This is a genomic window from Pseudomonas sp. CROZ-RG-20F-R04-15 (genome assembly GCF_022662375.1).
Lineage (GTDB): Bacteria > Pseudomonadota > Gammaproteobacteria > Pseudomonadales > Pseudomonadaceae > Aquipseudomonas.
This window is the reverse complement of sequence record NZ_JAKNQL010000004.1, coordinates 191,826-218,026: the sequence shown is the minus strand read 5'-3', so window position 1 is coordinate 218,026 and position 26,201 is coordinate 191,826. Positions and strand designations below refer to the sequence as shown.

Genomic DNA, 26,201 nt, shown 5'->3' with positions numbered 1-26,201 from the left:
CCGCGTCGAGGGAAACGTTGGCGCGGTGCGCGACTCAGCTGTCTTTCTCGGATGCTTGAGCCTGGGAAGTGGCAGCCTGCGGGGCTTGCGAGGCGTCTTGAGCCTTGGCCATCACTTCGGCCTGATACTGATCGTAGGCCTGAGCGCGAGCGACGTTGTGCGCCACGAACGACTGCGATTCTTCGGCCATCGCCATTGGCGACAGGATCAATGAGGACAAAACGAACGCGCTGACAATACCCATACTGTTGGACATCTTGAAAACCTTCTCGCTTGGCGAGTGCTGTTTGGTGCGGGCAAAGATAAGGTTGCCGGGCGTTGGGAAACAGCGTGATTTTCATAAATGACTGTTGCGCAGGAGGTAAAAGTCGAAGTTCGCGGTGTAGCCAAGAGCAACCCCCTCACCCCAACCCTCTCCCCCAAGGGGGCGAGGGGGAAGGGAGCAGATTGGGGGCTTTTCAAAGCCTGAGTTCGACTGGATATTTCAGGTCGGTGTAACTCGAGAGAACAACTCGGTCAGTCCCCTCTCCCTCCGGGAGAGGGTTAGGGTGAGGGGCTTTTCAGACCGGCAAATAAATCCCGAAGGTATTCATCCCCCGATCACTGCGCACGAACACATCGCCGCCATGCATCAGCGCAATCGCCTTGACGATCGCCAGCCCCAGCCCATGGTTATTGCCACTGTTGCTACGCGACGCATCGACCCGATAAAAGCGCTCGAACAAGCGCGGCAAATGCTCGCTGGCAATTGGCGATCCCGGATTGGCCACACCAATACTCACCTGATGCGCTTCCACCTCAATACGCACCTCGATCACCTGGCCCGGCCCGGTGTGCTGCACCGCATTGCTCAACAAATTGATCAGCGCCCGACGCAGATGCGCGACCTCGATCTGCACCAGCGCATCACCGCTCACCTGCACTTCGACCTGTGCATCTTCAAGAATGAAATCCAGATATTCCAGCGTCGTTGCCACCTCATCAGCCAGCGAAGTCGAGGTGAGTTTGGTCGCCTTGTTGCCCTGGTCGGCACTGGCGAGAAACAGCATGTCGTTGATGATCGAGCGCAGCCGTTCCAGCTCTTCCAGATTGGATTGCAGCACTTCGAAATAATGTTCGGCAGAGCGCCCACGGGTCAGCGCCACTTGCGTCTGGCCGATCAGATTGGTCAGCGGTGAACGCAATTCATGGGCGACGTCGGCGTTGAACGACTCCAGTCGCGAGTAGGCCTGCTCGACCCGTTCCAGCGTCGAGTTGAACGAGTCGACAAACTGCGCAAGCTCCGGTGGCAGCGGCGACAAACGCAAGCGCCCGGCGCGTAGTGGTGGCGCCAGTCGCTGAGCCTCGTGGGACAGTTTGATCAACGGCTTCAAACCAATCCGGGCGACCCAATACCCCAGCGCCGAAGCCATCAGCACGCCGACAATCGCCAGCCCGATCAGCGCGATCAGCAGGTTATGCTGAGTCTCGTGGAAGGTCTCGGTATCAATGCCGATCATGAAGCGCAGCGGCGGTCGCTGATCCTTGGCCGGCAACTCGGTCAGCAGCACTTTCAGCGGATAAGGATGGTCGGGCAACTGCAGGTCATGCATGCCCAACGGGCCTTGGGCAAACGCGCGAATCGCCGCATCCGGCTGACCGTATTCGTAACCCGGATCACCACTCACCACCCAGAAACGAATGCGTTTGTCTTCCTCACCGAGCAGCTTCAACTTGGCGTTGATCTTCACCCAGTGCTCCGGCGTGCCGAAGCGATTGAGCGCCGATTCGAGCACGCTGTAACGCGCCTCCAGCTCGGCTTCCGGCAGCAGCCCCAAGCCTTTATCGACCTGCTGATACAACGCGCCGCCAATCAACAGAAACACCACTAACGCCACCAGCGTGAACATTCCGCTCAGGCGCAGGGCAATCGAATTGTGAGGGTAGGTCATCATTCATTTCCTGCGCCGCGCCGAGTCTGCTGTTGTGCAGGGCAAGGCGCGAGGAGCGCGGTTTGGTCGTTCCAAATAAGCTCCGAGCAACGCAGCCCTGCACAACAGCAGGCTCGGCCCTCCGGGTTGTCGTCTGAAAGCGGGCCATGCTGCGTTACAGCCCTCGGCAAGGAAACAACCCTTACCGTCGGGCTGCGCCTTGCCTGGCCCGCTTTCAGACGGCAACGCGGCGCAGGAAATGAATGATGACCTACCCTAAACACCACGGCTCTCCAGCACATAACCCATGCCGCGAATGGTGTGCAGCAGTTTCTCGTCGAACGGTCCGTCGAGTTTGGCGCGCAAGCGTTTGATCGCGACTTCGACGACGTTGGCGTCACTGTCGAAATTGATGTCCCAGACCATCTCGGCGATGGCGGTTTTCGAAAGGATTTCACCTTGCCGACGGGCCAGTACGCTCAGCAGCGAAAACTCTTTGGCGGTCAGATCAAGCCGCGTGCCGGCGCGGGTGGCCTTGCGGCTGATCAAATCTATCCACAGGTCGGCGATGCTCACTTGCACCGGTTCATGCCCGCCGCTGCGCCGGGTCAACGCTTGCAAACGTGCGACCAGTTCAAGGAAGGAAAACGGTTTGCCGAGGTAATCGTCGGCCCCGTCGCGCAGGCCTTTGATGCGGTCTTCGACGCGCTCGCGGGCGGTGAGCATGATCACCGGGGTCTGCTTGCGCGCACGCAACGCGCGCAGCACGCCGAAGCCATCGAGGCCCGGCAACATGACGTCGAGGACGATCACCGCGTAGTCGCTTTCCAGCGCCAGATGCAGGCCCTCGACGCCGTCGCGGGCCAGATCCACGGTGTAACCCTGTTCCGTCAGACCGCGGTGCAGATAGTCCGCGGTTTTTTCCTCGTCTTCGATAATCAGAACGCGCATGACCCTGCCTCAGTCTGTGGTCGCCAACGCCGCTACGGGCGCGGGTTTGGGCCTGTGGAACAGCCGCTCAAGCCACAAGTATATGACCGGAGTGGTAAACAACGTCAGCATCTGGCTGACCAGCAAACCGCCCACCACCGCGATCCCCAGCGGCTGGCGCAACTCGGCGCCGGTGCCGTAGCCGAGCATCAGCGGCAGCGCGCCAAGCAGGGCGGCGAGGGTGGTCATGATGATCGGCCGAAAGCGCGTGATACACGCCTCGAAAATCGCATCCTGCGGCGACAGGCCTCGGTGGCGCTGCGCTTCGAGGGCGAAGTCGATCATCAGGATGCCGTTCTTCTTGACGATACCGATCAGCAATACCAGGCCGATCAGCGCCATGATCGAAAAGTCCTGGCCGCAGATCCACAGCATGATCACCGCGCCCAAGCCTGCTGCCGGCAACGTTGAAATGATCGTCAGCGGGTGCACGAAGCTTTCATAAAGCACACCCAAAATGATGTACACCGCCACCAGCGCCGCAAGAATCAGCCACGGCTGGCTGGCCAGCGAACTCTGGAACGCCTGCGCCGCGCCCTGGAAATTGCCGCTGATGGCGGTCGGCATGCCGATTTCTGCCTTGGCCTGATTGAGCAGAATCACTGCATCACCCAACGCCACGCCGGGCGCCAAGTTGAACGACAGGTTGGCGGCCGGGAACATCCCATCGTGGGCAATCGACAACGGGCCGATGGTCGGCGCATCGAATTTGGCCAGCGCCGACAGCGGCACCATCTCGCCACTCAGCGGCGAGCGCAGGTAGAAGTAGTTAAGGCTTTCGGCCTTGCCGCGCTGTTTGGTGTCCAGTTCCAGAATCACGTTGTACTGATTGACCTGGGTCTGGAATTCATTGATCTGGCGTTGGCCGAAGGCGTCGTACAGCGCCTCGTCGACATCACTCGCGGTCAGGCCGAAACGTGCGGCGGCGCTGCGGTCGATGCTGATGTGAGTGATGCTGCCGCCCAGTTGCAGGTCGTTGGAAATGTCGCGGAACGCCGGGTTGCTGCGCAGTTTTTCGGTGAGGCGTTGCGTCCATGTCGCGAGGGTTGCGCCGTCGTTACTCTTCAGCACGTATTGATACTGCGCGCGGCTTGGGCCGGAGCTGAGGTTGATGTCCTGGCCGGCGCGCAGATAGAGAACTATGCCGGGGACTTTCATCAGTTGCGGGCGGATGCGGTCAATGAACTGGCTGGCGCTGACGTCACGGTCGCCGCGTTTTTTCAGGGCGATCCAGAAGCGGCCGTTGGCGATGGTCTGGTTACTGCCGGACACACCGACCGAATGGGAGAACGCCTGCACGGCGGGGTCGGCAGCGACGATTTCGGCCATCGCCAGGTGTTTTTTCACCATGTCGCCGTAGGAAATATCCGCAGCGGCTTCGGTGGTGCCGAGGACGAACCCGGTGTCCTGCACCGGGAAGAAACCCTTGGGGATAAAGATGTAACCGCCGATGGCCATGGCCAGTGATAAACCGAACACACCAATCATCAATTTCTGATGGGCGAGGGCGCGGCGCAGGCCTCGTTCGTACCAGCCGAGCAGGCGTTCGCTGAAGCCCGGTTTGTCGTGGGCGTGGTGCACCGGTTTACGCATGAACAATGCAGCGAGAGTCGGCGCCAGGGTCAGCGACACCACCACGGAAATCATGATGGTCGAGGTCGCGGTCAGGGCGAATTCCTTGAACAGTCGCCCGACCACACCGCCCATGAACAGCAGCGGAATAAACGCCGCCACCAGCGAGAAACTGATCGAGACCACGGTGAAGCCGATCTCGCCGGCACCTTTGATGGCCGCCTCGCGCATATCATCGCCGGCCTCTAGGTGTCGGTGAATGTTCTCCACCACCACAATCGCATCGTCGACCACAAATCCCACGGCCACCACGATCGCCACCAGCGTCAGGTTGTTCAGGCTGAATCCGAGGATGTACATCAAAGCGAAACTGGCGATCAACGACACACCGAGCACCGCCGACACAATCAGGGTTGCCGACAATTGGCGCAGGAACAGTGCCATCACCGCGACCACCAACATGATCGCAATCAACAGGGTGATCTCGACTTCATGCAGCGAGGCACGAATGGTCTGGGTCCGGTCGATCAGGGTTTTTACTTGCACCGAGGCCGGCAACATCGCTTCGAGGCCGGGCAGGGCGGCTTGAATGCGGTCGACGGTTTCGACGATGTTGGCGCCGGGTTGGCGCGAGATCACCAGGTTCACCCCCGGTTGATCACCGGCCCACGCTTGCACGTAGGCATCTTCCGAACCGTTGACGACTTTGGCGACATCGCGCAGGTGAACCGGGGCGCCATCCTTGTAGGAAACGATGAGTTGGCTGTAGTCCTCGGGGTGGAACAACTGGTCGTTGGTCGACAGCGTGGAAATACTCGATTCGCCGTAGAGCGCACCTTTGGCCAGGTTGAGGCTGGTCTGCTGGATCGCCAGACGAATGTCGGCAAGGGTCAGGCCGATCGCCGCGAGTTTGTCCGCCGAGGCTTGTACGCGGATCGCCGGACGTTGCTGACCGGTGATGTTGATTTGGCCTACGCCGTCGATCTGACTGATCTGACGCGAGAGCAGGGTTTCCACCAGGTCGCTGAGTTCGGTGCCGGGCATTTGCGTCGAGCTGACGCTGAGAATCAGCACCGGGCTGTCGGCCGGGTTGACCTTCTTCCAGGTCGGTAGCGTCGGCATGTCCTTGGGCAGTTTACCGGCGGCGGTGTTGATCGCGGCTTGTACTTCTTGCGCGGCGGTGTCGATGCTTTTATCGAGGGTGAATTGCAGGGTCAGCAGACTTGAGCCCAGCGCACTGCTGGAGGTCATCTGGGTCATGCCGGGGATGGCGCTGAATTGCACCTCCAGCGGCGTGGCCACGGACGAGGCCATGGTGTCGGGGCTGGCGCCGGGCAACTGCGCGGAAACCTGAATCGTCGGAAATTCCGCTTCCGGCAGTGGGGCGATTGGCAGGCGCGGGAAGGCGATCAAACCGACCAGCACCAGCGCGATGGTCAGCAGAATCGTCGCCACCGGATGATCGATGCACCACGTGGAGACGCCTTTGTGTGCCTTCATGGTTTCGGCTCCGCTTGCACCACCTGCGCCGGTTCGGTCATGACTTGCACGGTCGAACCGGGTTTTAGTCGCGACTGGCCGTCGGTGACCAGCACATCGCCGGCCTTCACGCCTTTGATGATGTCCTCGCCGCTGCCCTGATAAACCATCTGCACCTGCACCGCTTCGACCTTGTCGCCGTTCACCCGGTAAACGAAGTGTTGGTCGAGGCCGCGTTGTACGACGGTGGGCGGTACAACCAGCGCATCTTTGTCGAGGGCTGTCTGAATTTTTACCGTGACCAGCAGGCCGGGCCAGAGCTTCTGGCTGGCGTTGTCGAATTCGGCCTTGGCGCGGATGGTGCCGGTGTTGGCGTTGATCTGGTTGTCGATCAGGGTCAGGTGACCGTCGCCGAGCAGGTTGCCGGTTTCGCCATCGGTGTCTGCGCCGATGTAGGCCTTGACCTGAGCGCGTTGCGGGTCGCTGATCAGGCCTTGCAGGGTCGGCAGCATTTGCTGCGGCAGCGAAAATTCGACGGCGATCGGATCGATCTGGGTGACGGTGAACAGGCCGGCGGTGTCGGTCATGCGCAGGAAGTTGCCTTCGTCTACTGTGCGAATACCGACGCGACCGGTGACCGGGGAGCGGATCTGTGTGTAGGAAAGTTGTACTTGTGCCGCATCAATAGAGGCTTGGTTGCCTTGGGCGGTGGCCTTCAACTGGTTGACCAAGGCTTGTTGCTGGTCGTAGGTCTGTTTCGAGATGCCGTCGTCGACGGTGAGCAGTTTGTAGCGCTTGAGGTTGACCAGGGCGACTTGCAGTTGCGCCTGGCTTTCGCCCAGTTGCGCGCGGGCCTGATCGAGGCTGGCGCGGATGGAGCGGTCGTCGATGGTGGCCAGCAGGTCGCCTGCTTTGACGAGTTGGCCTTCTTTGACGAGGATTTTGGTGAGGATGCCGTCGATCTGGGGGCGTACTACGACGCTGTGTAATGAGAGGACGGAGCCGATGCCGCTGGTGTAGCGGGGGACGTCTTTTTCGCTGACCGCTATGACTCGCACGGGGATTGCTGTGGGGGTGGCGAGTTTGGTTGGGGCGGGTTTCAGGGCGTACCACAGACCTGCGCCTGCGAGGACGATCAATAGGGTGGCGAGCAGGGTTTTGTTCTTTTGGATTCGCATGCGGGGTGGGCGCCAAGGGTATGGAGTTTGGGCAGGTTGGGTAGTTATAAACTTGTTTGGGGGTCAGGAGGGTGACGGCTAGCTGTCGGCGCTGTCAGTTTCGCTGGGTACATATCCGTTGCTGCGGGGGTTGCTGATTAGGGTTCCGCCCTTACGGCGGGTCACTTTTTCCAGACGCCGAAAAAGTAACCAAAAAGGCTTGCTCCTACGTGCGGCCCGCTCGCTGGGGCTCGGGGTTCCTTCGCTGCGGGATCGATCCGGGCGCAGCGCCTACGGTTTGCTTCGCTGCACCTCCTCTCGCTGTGTTTGGCTTCGCCAAACGGTCGCTGCGCTCCCACCCCCGGATCAATCCCTCCGCTCAGCCTTCCGACGTCGCCCGTGGATCAAGATCAAGAGCAGGCGAGCTGACACTCGGCCTATTGAGTGGTGAAGAGCGGGGCGTGGTCGGCTATGGATTTGTGGTGGATTTTCCCCTCACCCCAGCCCTCTCCCGAGGGAGAGGGGGCCGATTTGTGTGCTGTTCAAAGCCTGAGTTCAACTCGGTATTTCACGTCGGCGTACTTCGTCCAAACACCACGGTCAGTCCCCTCTCCCTCCGGGAGAGGGTGAGGGTGAGGGTTGGCTTTGGCTGTTTAAATTTGTGTCAAATAACCAGAACCTTCCCACAAGGTTTTCAGGTTGTCCGTCGGACGCGCGCTCTCTAGTCTTTGGTTGTCGCCGAAAACTCGGTGATCGGGTGTGAGAACCCGCTGAGATGTTTTAATCAAACACGAGTACGACCATAATCGCCGCCAGCTCATCTGCTGCCGGCAATTCTTTATGGCGGCTGTGTGCGGGCGAACTTCGGTTCGGCCGGGTTGCTCTCTTACCGGTTTCTCACTCCGCACATAGCTGCCACCTCTTCGTCGCGTGAGAAACGACAAGTGATGGCTTCAAATCATTTGATAAGAGAGTTTTCCAATGACTAAGCCAGTTCCAGATCCACCCATCGATCCCACCACCCCACTCGAAGACGCCCTCCGCGCCGACGACCAGATAAAAACCCGCGAAGCCATCAAGCGCGCGCTCGATTTCTACCTTTGCCCCGAACCAGTCAAACCGCGTCAGCCCAGCACAATGTTCCTCATCCACCCGGACATCGATACCGAAAGCCTGCTCGCCCACGCCTGTGAATCGCTGGCCTCAGCCAATGTCATGGCCGGTGATCTGGCTGATCAGCTCAGTCGTCCGCAGCGCAGTTCGGCGCTGGCGATCCAGCAGATCGTCATGCTCGCCGAGCTGGCGGTAAACCGGGCGCTGGATCGGGTTGATCCACAAACGTAATCCGTCTGAGCACCGCGTCATCGTTCTTCGCGAGCAGGCTCGCTCCCACAGTTTGAAACGCAGTCCACCTGTGGGAGCGAGCCTGCTCGCGAAGACGTCTGATTGGGCACCGCATCTCTAACGGCCATTTTTTTGTTAAGCAGTCCCAAAAAGGGACCGGTCAGTCCCTATTCGGGACCTATCGCCCACTACGCTTCTCAAGATCCGTCCCTGCACGCGGATAAACATTGTGTAGCCCGGGTTCTCTGGGCCGCTCAATCCGGGAGTGTCTTGAAATGAAGCTGAAAACCGCTCTGCCGTCTGTGCTTCTCTTGCTTCCACTCGCAGCCTTCGCCGCGCCTGCCAGTCAATCCGGCGAGATCCGTTTTACCGGGCAAATTGTTGACTCGGGCTGTCAGGTCGGACCGGTCGGGGCGTTTGCGTCTCGTGAGTCTCGCCAGATCGAAATCAAGCCCGGCGTGAAAGTCGATGTCGACACTGAGCGCAACGCCTGCAGTCATCAGGCGCTGCCGATTTCCATGCGCTATGAAGCGCTGAAGACCTCGACCGACAAAGGCATCGTCATCATCAGTTACCTGTAAACCGTTCGGCGTGCGCTGCAAATCTTCAGGTGCCCAACCTTGGCGCACAGGTATACTGCGCGCCTTCGCGGCTCACTGATCGGGCCCGACTTTTTGCTTTCCGGAGCTTTTATGACTTCCCCGACCCTGCCGCCGGTTGACGACGCCGTGAGCGATGTCCCGGCTGAACTGGCCGACACCAGCGATACCAAAGCCGAAATCCCGGCGTTCAAATTTCCGTTCAAGCCGGGCGAACTGGCTTCTGCCAAAGGCTCGAACCAGCCGTGGTACAAGAACGGTGCCAAGAATGGCCACACCAAGACCCCGGGCATGGCGCCGCCGGGCACCCGTCGTTCGATGGGCAAGCGCTGAGTTTTATTCCTGCCTGCGCTCAACGCGGCGATTGATACTGCCTGTGCCGGCCCTTTCGCTGGCAAGACAGCTCCCACAGGGTTCACTGTCGTACACAAATTATGTGAACGCCCGAGATACCTGTGGGAGCTAGCCTGCTAGCGATGTGGCCAGTTCGATCGCTGCAAAAACCCGATCAAGCCGCGCGCAACGAGATAAACGCATAGGTCTGCGCCGGCTCCGTCACCACCTGCGCCCCGGCTGCCAACACCTGCCCGGCAACATCCTCGCCCGACAGATGAAACACCCACTCACTCGGCGCCATCGTCAACGGCTGTGCCGTCACCTGATCAATCACCGCAGCAAACGCCTCCATGTTCGGCAAGTACGCAGTAAACCCGTCACCCTTCAACGCTGTGGTGCGAATCCCGAGCATCGCGCAAATCGCGTCCTTGATGCCGATGTCATCCCGATCCGCCTGACGCGAACGTTGAATCAACTCCACCAGTTCCAAATCCACAAGCTCGCCGCCAGCAATCAACACCGGCCCCTGTTGCCAAGACTCCGGCGGGCAGTCCTTGGCGGCAGGATTGAGCGGGATATGCGGGTTGATTTCCGCCGGATAAATGCGGCACACCAACGGCCGCCGCTCGTAGATCCGGCACAGCTTGTCCTCGTCAAGATTCCGGCAGGGGCCGACGTTGTACGCGGCGAAGGTGATTGCCACATGGGCGTCTGTCGCGCCGCTGCGAACGACCGCTGAGCGACGTTCGGCGTGTTCCCGCTGCTGCGCCGGCAAACCCAGGCCATTACCAAGAAAAGCCTCGACCAGCACGATCACCTGACCGCCATCCGCCGCCCACATACGGGCTTCGGCCAAGGTCAACGGGACATGGTGGTCGGTGCAGCATTTGCCACAGCCTACGCAGGAAAACGTCGTATTCATTGAGCGATCTGTCTTCAATCAGGGTGTGAAACGGTGGCGGAAAACCACCGCACAGAACTGGATCGAAGCAAGTTATGCGCCATTCACTTGGTTTTAACGGGCGGGCGGATCGAGTCCCACTCGGTGACGAAAGCGGTTTTCGACTGTTTGTTGTACAGACACAGTTCGGTGCCTTGCTGACCTTTCATGTGTTTTTGCGGGTATTGGCCTTGCAGCAACACGGCGGTGTAGCCGACGCGGTCATCGAATTGTGCGGGCGTGCCGACCGGTTTGGCGTTTTTCAGGCCGCTGGCTTTGGTGCAACTGGCGAGCACGGTTTTGTCGTAGGCGGCCCAGGCGTCGGGGCTGGAGGCGTGCGCCTGGGAGGCTAGGGCGGTGAGGCAGAGCAGGCTTGCGGTGAGGGTTTTCATGGTGGGCGTCCTTGGGCGTGGGTGGCCAAGGTTGGAGTGTGTCTGAGAAGGGAAGTTGCCTGCGCTGGCCTCTTCGCGAGCAGGCTCGCTCCCACCGTTTGAAATGCATTTCAGGGTGGGTGCGAGCCTGCTCGCGAAGACGCTCGATCAGTCCGGCACCCGTTCCCGGCGGACCACATACATCCCGGCACTTTCATACAAGCGCTGCGCCCGCCGGTTGTCTTCCAGCACCTTCAGATCGACAAACCCTTCGCGGCGTTGCTGAAACACCTTGAATGCATTGAACAACAACGCCCGACCCAATCCGCGGCCCTGCATGCGCGGATGCACCACCAGATTCTTGATATAGGCGCTGGTCCAGCATTGCGCCACACCGACCACGCCTTCGCCATCACGGGCAATTAAACACAGGCTCGGATCATATTCAGGATCGGTCTCGAACTGCTGCTGCCAAGCGTCCAGTGCTGGCACCCGGCCGCCGCCTTCGCGATAGCCGAGTTGCATCAAATGATGCACGTCCGCCGCCAGTTCGACGGAGTACGTGCACAGTTCAATGTCTTGTGGCCAAGGCACATCCGGTGCGTCCTGACCGAGGTCGCGCCGCATCAAAAAACAGTACGTCTCGGCCAAGACTCAGTGTCCGTGGGCGGCGACGTGTTTGGCCGCTTCGATCAGGCAGTGGGTCAGTTCCGGCGAGGAGAACTTGGTCAGCACACCGTTCGCCCCGGCCAGACGCGCTTTTTCGCTGTTCATCGCGCTGTCGAGCGAGGTGTGCAGCAGCACGTACAAATGGGCGAAGTCCGGGGTTTCACGCAGGGTGCGGGTGAAGGCGTAACCGTCCATCTCGGACATCTCGATGTCGGAGACGATCAGGTTGATTTGCTGCGCGGTGCCTTGCAGGTCGAGCAGGCAGTCGATGGCTTCCTTGGCGCTGCGTGCGGTGTGGCATTGCAGGCCGAGGTTGCGCAGGGTGTGCACCGATTGTTGCAGCGCTACCTGGCTGTCGTCGACCACCAGAATCCGCGCGTTGCCGAGCACTTCGGCGTCTTCCATGGTCAGGTCGGTCGGGGCCATTTCGATCTGCGCCGGGGCGATGCTGTGGATAACCTTTTCGATGTCGAGCACCTGCACCAGCGTGCCGTCCACCGAGGTCACGCCGGTGATGTAGGCGCGCGAACCTCCGGAACCAAATGGCGGCGGTTTGATGTCGGTGGTCAGGCAGTGGACGATTTTGCTCACCGCCTGCACGTGCAGACCCTGCTTGGAGCGACTGACGTCGGTGACGATCAGGCAGCCACCGTTCGGGTCCTCCAGCGGACGTTCACCGATGGCGCGGCTGAGGTCGATAACCGACAGCGAGGCGCCGCGCAACGTGGCGATACCTTTCACGTGCGGGTGCGACTCCGGCAGTTTGGTCAGCGGCGGGCAGGGGATGATTTCACTGACTTTCAGCAGGTTGATCGCCATCAACTTGCCGCTGCGCAAGGTAAACAGCAGAAGCGAAAGTGAGTCTGCGCGGGCTTTTGTGGAGGACATATGAACCTTCTGTGGAAAGGTGGTGGGCGAGGGTACAAATCGCCAGAAACTATTGATGCCGGGTTATCGGCGTTAAAGGGGTGGGCTTTAGGTTAGTTGTCGGGTGGCGTTTCGATCAAAAGCCAAAGCCAAAGCCCCTCACCCCAGCCCTCTCCCGGAGGGAGAGGGGGCCGACCGAGTTGTTCGATGTTATGCATCGACCTGAGAAACCGAGTTGATTATGGATTCGGCAAAGCAGGGTCACGTCGGCGGAATTCTTGAATATCTCCCAATCAGTCCCCTCTCCCTCAGGGAGAGAGCTAGGGTGAGGGTGTGCTTTTAGCTCTTCATGCCCAGTCGTTTGGCCATGCGCCCAAGATTCGCCCGATCCAGCCCCAACTCCCGCGCCGCACTCGCCCAGTTATCCTGATTGCGCTCCAGCGCCGCACTGATCAACCGCCGCTGATATTGCTCGGTCGCACTGCGCAAATCCCCGCTGACCAGCGGCATCTCAGCCACCGCACCGGCAACCGCCTCAACCGAGTTATCCACAGCCTCGCGCGGCAGATCCAGATCCGCCGCGCTCAGGCTGAGAATCTTCGGCCGCACTTTGCAGTTGCCCAGCGCCTTCAGCGCACTGCGGCCGATCAAGTGTTCCAGCTCACGCACGTTTCCCGGCCAAGTGTAGGCGAGCAGTGCTTCCTGGGCGTCGCTGTTCAGGCGCAGGCTGTTGAGGCCCATGCGCGAGCGATTCTGTTCGAGGAAGAAGCCACTGAGCAGCAACACATCGCGGCCGCGATCACGCAGCGCCGGCACGCGCAACGGGTAGACGCTGAGGCGATGGTAGAAGTCGGCACGATAGCGACCGCTGCGCACTTCTTCCGCCAGGTCGCGGTTGGTCGCGGCAATCAGGCGCACATCGACCTGATGCTCCTTGTCCGAACCCAAACGCTGCAATTGGCCGCTCTGCAAGACACGCAGCAATTTCGCCTGCACGGTCAGCGACAACTCGCCGACCTCATCGAGAAACAGTGTGCCGCCATTGGCCAGTTCGAATTTGCCACGACGGTCGCTGGTAGCGCCGGTGAAGGCGCCGCGCACGTGGCCGAACAGTTCGCTTTCTACCAGCGTGTCAGGTAGCGCGGCGCAGTTGAGGCTGATGATCGGTTTGTCGGCGCGTGCAGAAGCGGCGTGAATGGCCTGGGCGACCAGCTCTTTGCCGACCCCGGTTTCGCCGGTGATCAACACGGTCAGATCACTGCCGCCGACCAGATTGATTTCTTCTACTAACTTCTTCAGCGCCTTGCTCTGGCCGATCATTTCGCGATTCTGCTGGCCGCTCGCCTGACGATAAACCTCGGCGCGCTGATGTTCGTCTTCTGCGCGATTGGCCAGGCGTTGAATACGTTCGGCGGCATTGACCGTGGCCGAGGCGAGGCTGGCGAAAGCTTGCAAGGCATCGAGTTCGATCGGCTCGAAACGCTCGGGATCGAGAGCATCGAGGGTTATCAGGCCCCAGAGCTTTTCATCGACGAATAAAGGACAGCCGAGGCAATCGTGAACCTCTAGATGCTCGTCGAGGCCATCGACCAGGCCGTCATAAGGATCGGGCAAGTCACTGTCGGCGGCGAACCGCGTGGGCCCGGCACCGCTGAGGAGTATTTCGAAGCGCGGATGCTCGCTGACCTTGAAGCGGCGGCCGAGGGTGTCGGTGCTCAGACCGTCCACCGCCAGCGGCACCAGCGCTTCGCCGTCGAGGCGCAGTAACGCCGCCGCATCGCAGGGCAGCAGGGCGCGCATGGCTTCGAGCAAACGTCGATAACGTTCGCCTTCCGGAAGTTCGCGGGACAGGTCGGAGACGAGGGGCAGCAGGGCAGTGAGCAGGGATTTGGCGGTCATGGTCTTGTAGTCAAAGAGACAAGATGTAGTCCGGATGACTATAAGGGTCTTTAGGTCTTTATGACTACGATATTTTTAACATATTGATTTATATAGATAAATAAGTTGGCACGGAACCTGATAACTCTAAGGTAACTTTTCAAAGAAGCTCAGGAGTCAACCTTATGCTTAGCGTCCAGGATCGTGCCATCGTCAAATCCACCGTGCCTCTGCTGGAGAGCGGCGGTGAGGCGCTGATCACTCACTTCTATCGCATGATGCTCTCTGAATACCCGGAAGTCCGGCCGCTGTTCAACCAGGCCCACCAGGCCAGCGGTGACCAGCCACGCGCTTTGGCCAACGGCGTATTGATGTACGCGCGGCACATCGATCAGCTCGACCAGTTGGGCGATCTGGTGGTGAAGATCATCAACAAGCACGTTGCCCTGCAGATCCTCCCGGAGCATTACCCGATTGTCGGCGCCTGTTTGCTGCGCGCCATCTCCGAAGTGCTCGGCGAAGAGATCGCCACGCCAGAAGTGATGAGCGCCTGGGGCGCGGCGTACGGGCAACTGGCGGATATTCTGATCGGCGCCGAAACCGCGATCTACGACCAGAAGGAACAAGCCGTCGGCGGCTGGCGCGGTGCACGTGAGTTCATCGTTGCGGCCAAAGTCGAGGAGAGCGCAGAAATCATCTCCTTCTACTTCGAGCCCGCGGACAAAGGCCCGATTCTCGCGGCCGAACCGGGTCAGTACATCGGCATGAAGCTGATCCTCGATGGCGAAGAAATCCGCCGCAACTACTCGTTGTCGGCCTTGGCGAACAACGGTCAGTACCGCATCAGCGTCAAACGCGAACCGGGTGGCCGTGCGTCCAATCACTTGCACGATCAACTGCATGTCGGCGCGAGCATTCAGCTGTTCCCGCCATCGGGTGAGTTCACCTTGACCGCGAGCGACAAGCCATTGGTGTTGATCAGCGGTGGCGTCGGCATCACGCCGACTCTGGCGATGCTTGAAGCGGCGCTGGAGACCGAGCGTCCGGTGCACTTTATCCACTGCGCGCGCAACGGCAGCGTGCATGCGTTCCGTGACTGGATTGATGAGTTGGCTGAACGTCATCCGCAGTTGAAGCGTTTTTACTGCTATGCCGAAGATGATGGTGTCAGCCCGGAGGCGGATAAGGTCGGCATGCTTGATCAGGCACTGCTTGGCGAATGGCTGCCGCAGCAGCGTGATGTCGATGCGTACTTCCTTGGGCCGAAGGGCTTCATGGGCGCGATCAAGCGGCATCTGAAAGCACTGGGTGTGCCGGAGAAGCAGAGCCGTTATGAGTTCTTCGGGCCGGCTTCAGCTCTGGAATAATCCAGAACCGGGTTGCCGTCATTCGCGAGCAGGCTCGCTCCCACAGGGGATTTGTGTTCGACGCAGATCCAATGTGGGAGCGAGCCTGCTCGCGATCGCCGTTACGCGGTCTCGATTCTTAAATTCTGTTTAAAGGTTAATCGTTTCTTAACCGCTTTATCGTTTATTCCCCCGGTGTAGACTTGCGACAACCTTCAGCCGCGAGCCGGTTGAACCATGGACATATAAAGGAAACGCGATGAGCGAGGAAACGATTCGACTGGGACGTGAGCGGCGCTTTCTGGTGCTGTTGGGCATCATCTGCCTGGCACTGATCGGCGGTGCGCTGTACATGCAGATCGTACTTGGCGAGGCGCCGTGCCCGCTGTGCATTCTGCAGCGCTATGCGTTGCTGCTGATCGCGCTGTTTGCGTTTATCGGCGCGGCCATGCGCAGCCGTCGCAGCATCACCGTATTCGAAGTACTGGTGGTGATTTGCGCGCTTGCCGGGGCGGCTGTGGCCGGGCATCACGTGTACACCCAGTTCTATCCGGCGGTGAGCTGCGGCATCGATGTGCTGCAGCCGATTGTCGATGATCTGCCGCTGGCGAAGATCTTCCCGCTGGGCTTCCAGGTCGACGGTTTCTGCTCGACGCCGTACCCGCCGATCCTCGGTCTGTCGTTGGCACAATGGGCACTGGTGGCGTTCGTGCTGGTGGTGATCCTGGTGCCGCTGCTGACCTCGCGTAACCGAAAAGCACTGCGCTGAATCAACTAATCGGCAGTCTGGCCGATACAGAAAACGCCCCGATTTGCGGATCAGCCAATCGGGGCGTTTTGCATTTTCAGAGTGTTGGTGAAAACACCGTGACGGACGGCAAGGCAGGGTGTGGCAGGTGTGCGACATGTTGTCACACACGCCGTGTCGCAGGGCGCTTCGGTGAAGCGGAATCGGCCGTTGTTACAAAAAAGGATTGGTCTGTTTCGGGGTTTTTCGGCTTTAGCACGCGAGTGCCAGAGCAGGCAGTTTTAACAAGCGCCGGCATAGGGCCAAAAGCCTTGGGTTATCGGGCTTTGCGCTGTTCAGGTGTCAGGAAAAAGCCTTCAGAGCTGTCTGAACTGACGCGGGTACACCTACAATTTTTGGTGTTTTTGTTGAGAATCGATTTCGATAACATGCGGCACTTTTGCAAAAATGGCGATGGATTGTTGCTCGAACGGATAAAAATTATTTCGGGATAAGACATGGTGTATAGGGCGCTACCTATCTACAATCGCCCGCACTGAATTCCCGGCACTGTTCAGCCTTTATTAAGGAACTGATCAGAAAGTCGGGTGTCGAGCAAGTCGAAAGGCTTTCAAGACACCCAGGTGTCGGTGCCTTCCAACTTTCCGCACCAAATGGAATTGGTCTGTAACAAGGCCTTTGACCACGAATTCGAATAAGAACTGACCGCTGTCCCAGGTTTTGTCGAGCGTCTGACGCGCGACGGGCGGCCCTTATTCAATCCAAAGAAAATGCCAACCCTTGGCAGGGTGAAGTGTTGGCGATCAAAACCCAACTGCATTGCGCAAGCTGCTTTAGAGGTCGTGAGATGAGTAAAAACAGGTACCCCAGATTACTAGGCCTAGTGCCGCTGCTCGGCACGTTGTTGCTGGGAGGCTGCAACATGACCTTGCTCAATCCAACGGGCCAGGTTGGCCTGGAACAGCGAAACCTGATCATCACCGCGACCCTGCTGATGCTGTTGGTCGTCGTGCCGGTTATCGTCATGACCTTTCTGTTCGCCTGGAAGTACCGCGCGTCGAACAAGAACGCCGTCTACACCCCGAAATGGTCGCACTCGACCAAAATCGAAGTGGCAGTCTGGACCATCCCGGTCCTGATCATCATTGCCCTGGGTTACATCACCTACATTTCGACCCACGAACTGGACCCGTATCGTCCGATTCAGTCCGACGTCAAGCCTGTGACCATCGAAGTGGTCGCGCTGGACTGGAAGTGGCTGTTCATCTACCCGGAACAAGGCATTGCCACGGTCAACAAGATCGTGTTCCCGGCGCACACGCCAATCAACTTCAAGATCACCTCTGACGCTGTGATGAACTCGTTCTTCATCCCGGGTCTGGGCGGCCAGATCTACGCGATGGCGGGCATGCAGACCAAACTGCACCTGATCGCTGACCGTAACGCTGAAATGGACGGTATCTCCGCCAACTACAGCGGCGCGGGTTTCACCGGTATGAAATTCAAGGCTATCTCCACCACTCAGGAAGATTTCGACGCCTGGGTAAGTGAAGTCAAGAAGTCACCTAAACAGCTTGATCAAGCTGAATACGCGGCCCTTGCCAAACCGAGCCAGAACAACCCAGTCGAGCTCTACTCCTCGGTCACGCCGAACCAGTTCCAGATCATCGTCGACAAGTACGAAGGTATGAAGCCGGGCAAGCCGCTGAAGCACGAGAAGAAAGAGAAAGAAGTGGCGGCCACGGAAATTGACTCGAGTTCGCATTCAGCTGCCGGGGCAGAGGAGTAAACGATGTTTGGTAAATTAAGTTGGGAAGCGATCCCGTTCCACGAACCGATTGTGATGATTACCATCTCCATGATCGCGCTCGGTGGTCTGGCGTTGTTCGCTGCAATCACCTACTTCAAGAAGTGGACGTACTTGTGGACCGAGTGGTTGACCTCGGTTGACCACAAGAAAATCGGCGTGATGTACATCATCGTCGCCATGGTCATGCTGCTGCGCGGTTTTGCCGACGCCATCATGATGCGTACCCAGTTGGCCATGGCCACCGAGGGTTCGCCTGGCTACCTGCCACCTGAACACTATGACCAGATCTTCACCGCTCACGGTGTGATCATGATCATCTTCATGGCGATGCCATTCTTCACCGGCCTGATGAACCTTGCAGTGCCGCTGCAGATCGGCGCGCGTGACGTTGCGTTCCCGTTCCTGAACTCCCTGAGCTTCTGGCTGCTGGTATCCGGCGTAGTACTGATCAACCTGTCCCTGGGCGTCGGCGAGTTCGCCAAGACCGGTTGGGTTGCCTATCCACCATTGTCGGGTCTGCAATACAGCCCTGGCGTGGGCATGGACTACTACATCTGGGCGCTACAGCTATCCGGGTTAGGTACGACGCTAACGGGGGTTAACTTCCTCGCGACCGTACTGAAAATGCGCACCCCTGGCATGAAACTGATGGACATGCCGATCTTCACCTGGACCTGCACCTGGGCAAACGTTCTGATCGTGGCTTCGTTCCCGATCCTGACCGCTACCCTGGCACTGCTGACCCTTGACCGTTACATGGATTTCCACATTTTCACCAATGAACTTGGTGGCAATCCAATGATGTACGTCAACCTGTTCTGGGCGTGGGGCCACCCTGAGGTTTACATCCTGATCCTGCCGGCATTCGGCATCTTCTCGGAAGTGATCTCGGCGTTCACCGGCAAAAAACTGTTCGGCCACCACTCGATGATCTACGCCTCGGGCGCGATCTCGGTACTGGGCTTCATGGTTTGGCTGCACCACTTCTTCACCATGGGTTCGGGTGCCAGCGTCAACGCCTTCTTCGGTCTGGCGACGATGCTGATTTCCATCCCGACGGGTGTGAAGCTATTCAACTGGCTGTTCACCATCTACCAGGGCCGTCTGCGCTTCACCAGCCAGGTTCTGTGGACTCTGGGCTTCATGGTGACCTTCGCCATCGGCGGCATGACCGGCGTACTGCTGGCCATCCCGGGTGCTGACTTCGTTCTGCACAACAGCCTGTTCGTGATCGCGCACTTCCACAACGTGATCATCGGCGGTGCGGTATTCGGTTACATCGCTGGTTTCGCGTTCTACTTCCCGAAAGCGTTCGGCTTCAAGCTGCACGAAGGCTGGGGTAAAGCAGCGTTCTGGTTCTGGATCTCGGGCTTCTTCGTCGCGTTCATGCCGCTCTATGCACTGGGCTTCATGGGCATGACCCGTCGTCTGAACGCCACCACCAACCCTGAGTGGGTACCGTACCTGTACGTTGCCATGTTCGGTGCGGTGATGATCGCTGTGGGTATCGCCTGCCAGCTGATCCAGCTCTATGTGAGCGTGCGTGACCGTAACAAGCCAGAGAACGTTTGCGATCACGGTGACCCGTGGAATGCACACACTCTGGAATGGTCGACCTCGTCGCCACCACCGTTTTACAACTTTGCCGTGCTGCCTAAGGCTGACTGCATCGACCCGTTCACTGAAGCCAAGGAAAACGGTACTGCGTACCAGCGTCCGGCCAAGTACGAGCCGATCCACATGCCGAACAACACCGCCACTGGCGTGGTGATGGGCGCACTGTTGACCGTCTTCGGTTTCGCGATGATCTGGCACATCTGGTGGTTGGCGATCGCCAGCCTGGCCGGCACCGTCATCTACTTCGTGATCCACGCTGCACGTGACGACCAGGGCTATATGGTTCCGGTTGAAACGATCGAGCGTATCGAAGCCGAGCAGCACAAGCGTCTGGTTGCGGCAGGGAAAATCCCGGCCGGTGCCACCCGTGTTGAAACCTCGTTGGAACAGGCTTAAACCATGTCGAACTTAGTGACCAATGTTGGACACGCCCATGGTGACCATGGGCACGATGACCATCACCACGACTCGGGCGAGATGACCGTATACGGTTTCTGGCTCTACCTGATGACCGACTGCATTCTGTTTGCGTCGATCTTCGCGGTGTACGCAGTACTGGTAAACAACGTAGCCGGTGGCCCAGCGGGCCACGACATCTTCGAACTGCCATACGTGCTGGGCGAAACCGCTCTGCTGTTGTTCAGTTCGATCACCTACGGCTTCGCCATGCTGGCGTTGTTCAAAGGCAAGAAGCAGCAGGTTCTGGGTTGGTTGTTCATGACCTTCCTGCTGGGCGCAGGCTTTATCGCCATGGAGATCAACGAGTTCCACCTGCTGATCTCCGAGGGCTTCGGTCCTAGCCGTTCGGGCTTCCTGTCGGCGTTCTTCACCCTGGTCGGTACCCACGGTCTGCACGTGTCCGCTGGTCTGATCTGGATGGGCATCATGATGTACCAGGTCAACAAGCACGGCCTGACGGCGACCAACAAGACCCGTCTGAGCTGCCTGAGCCTGTTCTGGCACTTCCTGGACGTGGTGTGGATCTGCGTATTCACCGTTGTTTACCTGATGGGGACTCTGTAATGGCTAATGCACACTCCCATGACAGCCATGATGCTGGCCACGGCAGCGTAAAGTCGTACGCCATTGGCTTCATCCTGTCGGTGATCCTGACCGTGATTCCTTTCGGTCTGGTGATGTACCCGAGCCTGCCGAAAGCCACCACGCTGGCAATCGTTCTGCTGTTCGCAGTGATCCAGGTGATCGTTCACCTGTATTACTTCCTGCACCTGGACCGTTCCATTGCTCAGCGTAACAACGTGATTGCATTCGTCTTCACGGCGATCGTGATCGTGCTGCTGGTTGGCCTGTCGCTGTGGATCATGTTCAGCATCCACACGTACATGATGGCGAAGTGAGGTAGACCCGATGTCGCTCAAGCACTTTATCCAAATCACCAAACCGGGGATCATTTTCGGTAACGTGCTTTCTGTGGCAGGCGGGTTCTTCCTGGCCTCGAAAGGGCATGTCGATCTGGCGGTGTTTCTGGCTGCCATGATCGGTACATCCCTGGTTGTCGCTTCCGGTTGCGTGTTCAACAACTGCATCGACCGCGACATCGACCTGAAGATGGAACGCACCAAGAACCGGGTGCTGGTGCAGGGCTTGATCTCCCTGAAACTGGCCCTGGTCTATGCGACCATCCTTGGTGTTCTCGGCGTTGCATTGTTGTACAAGGTGGCCAACCCGTTGGCCGCTCTGTTCGCGGTAATCGGCTTCATCATCTACGTCGGCTTCTACAGCCTGTACCTCAAGCGCAAGTCGGTTCACGGCACGCTGGTGGGCAGTCTGTCGGGCGCCATGCCGCCAGTGATCGGTTACGTTGCCGTAACCAACAGCTTCGACATGGCCGCGCTGACGTTGCTGGTGATGTTCAGCCTGTGGCAGATGCCGCATTCCTACGCCATCGCGATCTTCCGCTTCAACGATTACCTGGCCGCATCGATTCCGGTGTTGCCAGTGAAGCGCGGGATTCAAGTGGCCAAGAAGCACATCCTGCTCTACATCCTGGCGTTCCTCGTAGCGACCTTGATGCTGACCTTCAGCGGTTACGCCGGCATGAGCTACCTCGCCGTCGCCGCGGCCATGGGCATGTACTGGTTGTACATGGCCTGGACCGGCTACAAAGCGGTGGATGACACGGTCTGGGCACGCAAGCTGTTCGTGTTCTCGATCTTCACCATCACTGCGTTGAGCGTCATGATGTCCCTGGACTTCAAGGTGCCCGCAGAGCTGCTGCTGACGTACGCGCCGTAAGGCTCAAAGGCTTGAAGAAAAACCCCGCACATTGAGAGATGTGCGGGGTTTTTTGTTGGGTGCTATTTAAGGTTGAGCGTGTCTTTGGGAAACGACTGTCTGCTTATAGAGAGATTTCCTACCTTCAGAAAACTTTTCATTAGTTAGGATCCCAGGGGCTATTTTCTAATGGGGCAGGTTTGGATGAAAAAGCGCGATCTGTTTGCGGAGTTAATGCAGGGCGTCGCAGAGATGGCGGCTCACCGTGAAAATGTGGCGAAGGATGCCTTAGCGGCCGGTTGCTATCACTTCGTGAAACACCTAGATTTGGATCCAACTATGTCGATGGCCTGCCACAAATCGAATCTCCGGCAATCATCGGTCTTAACCTACGGTTCTTCATGCACTGATCATAAGGCTGGGCGAAATGACTGAGAGGATGACCTGCGACGAGCGTTTTATTGCCCTGGCCCAAGAGCTGAACTACGACATTTATGGTGAGAACACCGCCGGCGGCAATTACGCGCCGCTGATCCGTCATCACGATGAGTTGTACATCAGCGGTATGGTGCCGCGCACCCACGGCAAGATTCAGTACCCCGGTCGGGTTGGGCTGGAACTGAACCTCAAGGATGCGCAAGCCGCCGCGAGTATCAGTGCAATGCGTTGTCTGGCGCTGATCGTCGATGCCGTCGGTTCGCTGGACAAGATCAAGGCGTTGTTGCGGGTCACCGTGTACGTGAAGTCGACGCCGGACTTCGTTGACCTGAGTGAAGTGGCCAACGGTGCGTCGGACGTGTTCAGTCATGTGCTTGGCGATGCCGGTCGGCACACGCGCACCACGGTCGGTGTGTATCAGTTGCCGAAGAATGCGGCGATTGAAGTGGACATGATTGTGGCGTTGCATCCTTCGGCTTGAGATCGGCGGTGGCTGCCCTAACCCTCTCCCGGAGGGAGAGGGGACTGACCGGGGTGGTTGGGCGGGGATGCGTCGAAACGGAGTATCGCGTCGAACACGAATCTTGAACGGCACGCAGATCGGCTCCCTCTCCTGGGGGAGAGGGCTGGGGTGAGGGGCTACAATTCAAGCAACACCGCTAATCCCAAGCCGAGCAACAAAAAGCCCCGCCTGAATCTCAGCGCGGGGCTTTTTTGTACAGCGGCTGCGCTATTACTGCGCGGCGATGCTGTAACCATCAAACGCAGTCTGCTGTTGCAGCGCGGTGATGATGTTCTTGCGGTTCACCGCCTGCTCGGTACCAGCGTTATCGACGAATACTTCGCTTTCCAGCTCAGCTTCTTCGCCTTCACCAACGAAGGTGAAACCGAGGAACTCCAGCGCTGCACGGTCAACGTTCAGACGCGAACGTGGCGTGCGCATTGGCAGGGTCACGCTGATGCCGTCCTTGCTGATGGTGAAGATTTCGACTTCTTTCTTCTTCGCAGCCTTGCTCTTGCCGCCGCTCGGATTGCTGATCGCCTGATGGGTCTGGTTCAGCACTTTGAGGGCCAGGCCGTATACGATTTCCTGGAACGCCGGATCGTCCTTGAAGCTGGACAGAATGCGGCCGATCGAGAACTTGCTGCTGAGGTCTTCGAGAGCGGCGAGGTCGGCAGCTTCGGCATCTTTCAGCGCCTTGAGTTCGCCCATCAGCTCGTAGGCCTTGTCGTCATCGAAGCTGTCGTGAGCCTGACGGATCGCCGCGCGCAGCTCGCGGATCTGGTCGCTTTCGCGGGTCGACTGGAAAGCATCCAGGACCATCTCGCTGATGATTTTGGCTTGTGGCAGGTGTTGTGAAAGATTGATGGAGTTTTCGTATTCCGCTTTGGACGATTCGGTGACTACGGATTCAGCGGTGTTGAAATCGGACATTGAAATTTCACTACTTTTTAACTTGAGTGGAGATGAGAAAACCCGAGGGCTTTTTCAGGCCGACTAATTTAGGGGAGCGGCGCGGCGTTGTCACGGAGCAACGGGCCGGCGGTCTCAACTATTTGCCGGGGCTGTGCAAATTCATTGAACGCATCATCCACTGTTCGGCGCTTTGCTGATCTGTTGATAGCGAGAAGCGGAACGTCGCGCCGCGCCCGCTCATGTCCAGTAACTGGATATCACGCCCGTGCAATTGCAGGATACGGTGCACGATACGCAGGCCCAGTCCCCCGTCACGCCTTGCGCCACCGATATTGAACGGGCGCAGGAACAACCCTTCGCGCAACTCGGGAGCGATGCCGGGGCCAGTGTCATTGACCGTCACATCGACCAAAGCCCCGTGATGTTTCAGATCGAATTCGATTTCGCCGCCCTGAGGGGTATGTCGCAATGCGTTGTCCACCAGATTGGTCAGCACCCGCTCGATTAACCCGAGGTCGGCGCAGACCGTCGGCAGATTGGGGACGAAATGAGCCTTGAGTTCGACTTGCCGCGCTTCCGCCGTCAGTTCGAATTTCTGGAAGATGTCCTGCACCAGATCGATCAGGGAAAAGCGCTCCAGTATCGGCTGCACAAAACCATGTTCAAGACGCACCAGTTCCAGCAGCGATTGCGCCAGGCCGCCGACCTTGCGGCTTTGATCCAGAGCAATGCCCAGATAGCGTCGGCGTTCCTCGGCCGACAGCGTGGCGTCCTTCAGCTGCAGGGTTTCCAGATACCCGTGCAACGAAGCCAGCGGCGTGCGCAAATCGTGGGAAATATTCGCCACCAATTCGCGGCGCTCCTGATCCTGTCGCGTAAGCGAGCGCCATTGTTCGCCGAGGCGGTTCTGCATCTGGCGGAAGGCAGCATCAAGCACGGCGATTTCATCCGGGTCAGCGGTTTTATCCACCGCTGTCGTTATCGGCAGAGGTTGCGGCGCGCCATCGATGTCGAAGCGGCTGACGGTTTCGGTGAGTCGCCGCAATGGCCGAGTGATCAGGTTGAATGCCGTCAGACCGGCGATCAGGCACAGCAACGCGACCAGTCCAATGGATAACAATGCGGTGTTGAGCGCGGCGCTGGTGGCGCCTCGCTCGGCATAACGATCATGGGCTTCGCTCAGCAGCACCACATACAGATAACCGGCAGCTTTACCGTTGACCTGCAGCGGCGCAGCACTGAACACCTTGCGTCCATCGACACTGCGCGGGTCATCACCGAGGATCGGTAATGGCTGGTCGTCGAGCAGTTGGCGGATCGGCGCCAGATCGACCTGTTGGCGCCGCATCCTTCCTTCGGGTGCGGCGTTACCGACAATGCGCCCCTCGGTGTCGAGCAGATACACCTCGACACTCGGGTTGACCAACATCAACTGGCTGAACAGTTCGCGCACGGCACCGGGCATCAGACCGTTGCTGTCCATCAGCACCGTGTCGTGGGCGATGTGTTGCGCCAGATCCCGAGACAGCCCCTGCACCACTTCCAGTTCATGCATCTGGCTGGAACGTACTTGCAGCCATGCCGATGTGCCGCAGCACACCAACAGCAGCACGGCGAATACCACGGACAGGCGCTGCGTCAGGGTCAGTTTCATGGCTGCTCGGTACCGAATTTATAGCCGCGACCCCACACGGTGAGGATGCGAGAGGGCTGGGCCGGGTCTTTTTCGATCTTCGCCCGCAGGCGATTGATGTGGGTGTTGACCGTGTGTTCGTAACCTTCGTGGCTGTAACCCCAGACCGCGTTGAGCAGATCCATGCGCGAGAACACCTTGCCCGGTTGGCGGGCGAAGAAATACAACAGGTCGAACTCACGAGGCGTGAGGTCCAGACGCTGAGCGTCGAGGCTGACTTCGCGGGTGATCGGATCGATGCTCAACCCGTCGAGACTGAGACTGCCGGCGTCCATTTTCAGATTGCGCGCCATCGCATCGACCCGGCGCAGCAAGGCTTTGACCCGCGCCACCAGCTCGAGCATGGAGAACGGTTTGGCGAGGTAATCGTCGGCGCCCAGCTCCAGGCCAAGAATGCGGTGCAATTCACTGGAACGGGCGCTGGTAATGATGATCGGTGTGTAGCGGGCCATCGCGCGGGCGCGGCGGCAGATTTCCAGACCGTCGACCCCCGGCAACATCAGGTCGAGGATCAGTGCATCCCAGTGACCTTGCTGCAGCAGGCGCATGCCTTCGTCGCCGTCGGCGCTGTGTGTCACCTCGAATTGTTCATCCCGCAGATGCAGGCAGATCAGGTCGGCGATGTGTTGGTCATCCTCGACCACAAGGATGCGTTTGGTCTGTTCCATGGAGCTCAATCCTTCGGCGCGATAAGCGCATTGTGCGGGTTTTCCTCCGGGCGAGTTATCACGAATTCGTTAACTCCCCGTGAGGATTTGGCGATCAATCCAAGCCTAGGCTGTGTT

The 26,201-nt window shown here is 58.8% G+C and carries 24 protein-coding genes; 11 read left to right on the top strand and 13 right to left on the bottom strand.

Annotated elements, in window-relative coordinates; genetic code table 11:
• Positions 1-34: 34 nt before the first annotated feature.
• From L8H52_RS08800 to L8H52_RS08780, 5 genes are all read right to left on the bottom strand, one after another.
• Complete coding sequence (locus tag L8H52_RS08800) at positions 35-256, bottom strand: hypothetical protein (RefSeq protein WP_242206790.1); 222 nt, start codon at positions 254-256, stop codon at positions 35-37.
• Between the two features lie 304 nt (positions 257-560).
• A complete protein-coding gene (locus L8H52_RS08795) occupies positions 561-1,931 on the bottom strand; it encodes a heavy metal sensor histidine kinase (RefSeq protein WP_242206789.1) in 1,371 nt (456 codons plus the stop codon).
• Between the two features lie 255 nt (positions 1,932-2,186).
• A complete protein-coding gene (locus L8H52_RS08790) occupies positions 2,187-2,861 on the bottom strand; it encodes a heavy metal response regulator transcription factor (protein ID WP_242206788.1) in 675 nt (224 codons plus the stop codon).
• Positions 2,862-2,870: 9 nt separating this feature from the next.
• Positions 2,871-5,972, bottom strand: a complete 3,102-nt coding sequence (locus L8H52_RS08785) for a multidrug efflux RND transporter permease subunit (RefSeq protein ID WP_242206787.1) — start codon at positions 5,970-5,972, stop codon at positions 2,871-2,873.
• Positions 5,969-7,129: an efflux RND transporter periplasmic adaptor subunit gene (locus L8H52_RS08780; RefSeq protein ID WP_242206786.1), complete on the bottom strand. Its 1,161-nt coding sequence runs from the start codon at positions 7,127-7,129 to the stop codon at positions 5,969-5,971. The genes L8H52_RS08785 and L8H52_RS08780 overlap by 4 nt, the downstream gene beginning before the upstream one ends.
• Before the next feature lie 960 nt (positions 7,130-8,089).
• On the opposite strand from L8H52_RS08780, the gene L8H52_RS08775 reads away from it, so the two are divergent.
• From L8H52_RS08775 to L8H52_RS08765, 3 genes are all read left to right on the top strand, one after another.
• Positions 8,090-8,452: a DUF6124 family protein gene (locus L8H52_RS08775; RefSeq protein ID WP_242206785.1), complete on the top strand. Its 363-nt coding sequence runs from the start codon at positions 8,090-8,092 to the stop codon at positions 8,450-8,452.
• A gap of 275 nt (positions 8,453-8,727) precedes the next feature.
• Positions 8,728-9,033 carry a type 1 fimbrial protein gene (locus L8H52_RS08770; RefSeq protein ID WP_242206784.1) on the top strand — a complete coding sequence of 102 codons (306 nt, stop codon included), beginning with the start codon at positions 8,728-8,730 and terminating at the stop codon, positions 9,031-9,033.
• A gap of 111 nt (positions 9,034-9,144) precedes the next feature.
• Positions 9,145-9,384 (top strand): hypothetical protein, encoded by a 240-nt coding sequence (locus tag L8H52_RS08765; RefSeq protein WP_007916963.1) that lies wholly within the window; start codon positions 9,145-9,147, stop codon positions 9,382-9,384.
• A gap of 175 nt (positions 9,385-9,559) precedes the next feature.
• Here L8H52_RS08765 and L8H52_RS08760 read toward each other — a convergent pair whose 3' ends face one another.
• The 5 genes from L8H52_RS08760 to norR form a co-directional block, all read right to left on the bottom strand.
• Positions 9,560-10,309, bottom strand: coding sequence for a YkgJ family cysteine cluster protein (locus tag L8H52_RS08760; RefSeq protein ID WP_242206783.1), 750 nt, complete (start codon positions 10,307-10,309; stop codon positions 9,560-9,562).
• A gap of 83 nt (positions 10,310-10,392) precedes the next feature.
• Positions 10,393-10,719, bottom strand: a complete 327-nt coding sequence (locus tag L8H52_RS08755; protein ID WP_242206782.1) for a hypothetical protein — start codon at positions 10,717-10,719, stop codon at positions 10,393-10,395.
• Between the two features lie 147 nt (positions 10,720-10,866).
• The gene (locus L8H52_RS08750) at positions 10,867-11,325 is read right to left on the bottom strand and encodes a GNAT family N-acetyltransferase (RefSeq protein WP_242206862.1); all 459 of its coding nucleotides are present in this window, start codon (positions 11,323-11,325) and stop codon (positions 10,867-10,869) included.
• 27 nt (positions 11,326-11,352) lie between these two features.
• Entirely contained in the window at positions 11,353-12,255 is a 903-nt protein-coding gene (locus tag L8H52_RS08745) for a chemotaxis protein (protein WP_008084803.1), read from the bottom strand.
• 318 nt (positions 12,256-12,573) lie between these two features.
• Positions 12,574-14,133: a nitric oxide reductase transcriptional regulator NorR gene (gene norR / locus L8H52_RS08740; RefSeq protein WP_242206781.1), complete on the bottom strand. Its 1,560-nt coding sequence runs from the start codon at positions 14,131-14,133 to the stop codon at positions 12,574-12,576.
• A 164-nt stretch (positions 14,134-14,297) separates the two neighbouring features.
• On the opposite strand from norR, the gene hmpA reads away from it, so the two are divergent.
• The 8 genes from hmpA (at position 14,298) to L8H52_RS08700 (ending at position 22,787) form a co-directional block, all read left to right on the top strand.
• Positions 14,298-15,479 (top strand): NO-inducible flavohemoprotein, encoded by a 1,182-nt coding sequence (hmpA, locus tag L8H52_RS08735; protein WP_242206780.1) that lies wholly within the window; start codon positions 14,298-14,300, stop codon positions 15,477-15,479.
• Positions 15,480-15,717: 238 nt separating this feature from the next.
• Positions 15,718-16,227: a disulfide bond formation protein B gene (locus tag L8H52_RS08730; RefSeq protein WP_160059334.1), complete on the top strand. Its 510-nt coding sequence runs from the start codon at positions 15,718-15,720 to the stop codon at positions 16,225-16,227.
• Positions 16,228-17,053: 826 nt separating this feature from the next.
• Positions 17,054-17,995 (top strand): ubiquinol oxidase subunit II, encoded by a 942-nt coding sequence (cyoA, locus tag L8H52_RS08725; RefSeq protein ID WP_007916947.1) that lies wholly within the window; start codon positions 17,054-17,056, stop codon positions 17,993-17,995.
• 3 nt (positions 17,996-17,998) lie between these two features.
• Positions 17,999-20,029, top strand: a complete 2,031-nt coding sequence (gene cyoB, locus L8H52_RS08720; RefSeq protein ID WP_242206779.1) for a cytochrome o ubiquinol oxidase subunit I — start codon at positions 17,999-18,001, stop codon at positions 20,027-20,029.
• Positions 20,030-20,032: 3 nt separating this feature from the next.
• Positions 20,033-20,656 carry a cytochrome o ubiquinol oxidase subunit III gene (cyoC, locus tag L8H52_RS08715; RefSeq protein ID WP_016985612.1) on the top strand — a complete coding sequence of 208 codons (624 nt, stop codon included), beginning with the start codon at positions 20,033-20,035 and terminating at the stop codon, positions 20,654-20,656.
• Positions 20,656-20,991 carry a cytochrome o ubiquinol oxidase subunit IV gene (gene cyoD, locus L8H52_RS08710; protein WP_007916940.1) on the top strand — a complete coding sequence of 112 codons (336 nt, stop codon included), beginning with the start codon at positions 20,656-20,658 and terminating at the stop codon, positions 20,989-20,991. The genes cyoC and cyoD overlap by 1 nt, the downstream gene beginning before the upstream one ends.
• Positions 20,992-21,001: 10 nt before the next feature.
• Complete coding sequence (gene cyoE, locus L8H52_RS08705; RefSeq protein WP_007916939.1) at positions 21,002-21,889, top strand: heme o synthase; 888 nt, start codon at positions 21,002-21,004, stop codon at positions 21,887-21,889.
• Positions 21,890-22,295: 406 nt separating this feature from the next.
• A complete protein-coding gene (locus tag L8H52_RS08700; protein ID WP_016985615.1) occupies positions 22,296-22,787 on the top strand; it encodes a RidA family protein in 492 nt (163 codons plus the stop codon).
• Between the two features lie 252 nt (positions 22,788-23,039).
• Here L8H52_RS08700 and L8H52_RS08695 read toward each other — a convergent pair whose 3' ends face one another.
• The 3 genes from L8H52_RS08695 to L8H52_RS08685 form a co-directional block, all read right to left on the bottom strand.
• The gene (locus L8H52_RS08695; RefSeq protein ID WP_242206778.1) at positions 23,040-23,741 is read right to left on the bottom strand and encodes a hypothetical protein; all 702 of its coding nucleotides are present in this window, start codon (positions 23,739-23,741) and stop codon (positions 23,040-23,042) included.
• 118 nt (positions 23,742-23,859) lie between these two features.
• Positions 23,860-25,377, bottom strand: a complete 1,518-nt coding sequence (locus tag L8H52_RS08690; protein WP_242206777.1) for a HAMP domain-containing sensor histidine kinase — start codon at positions 25,375-25,377, stop codon at positions 23,860-23,862.
• Complete coding sequence (locus L8H52_RS08685) at positions 25,374-26,084, bottom strand: response regulator transcription factor (protein WP_242206776.1); 711 nt, start codon at positions 26,082-26,084, stop codon at positions 25,374-25,376. Before L8H52_RS08685 ends, L8H52_RS08690 begins: the two co-directional genes overlap by 4 nt.
• Between the last annotated feature and the right edge of the window lie 117 nt (positions 26,085-26,201).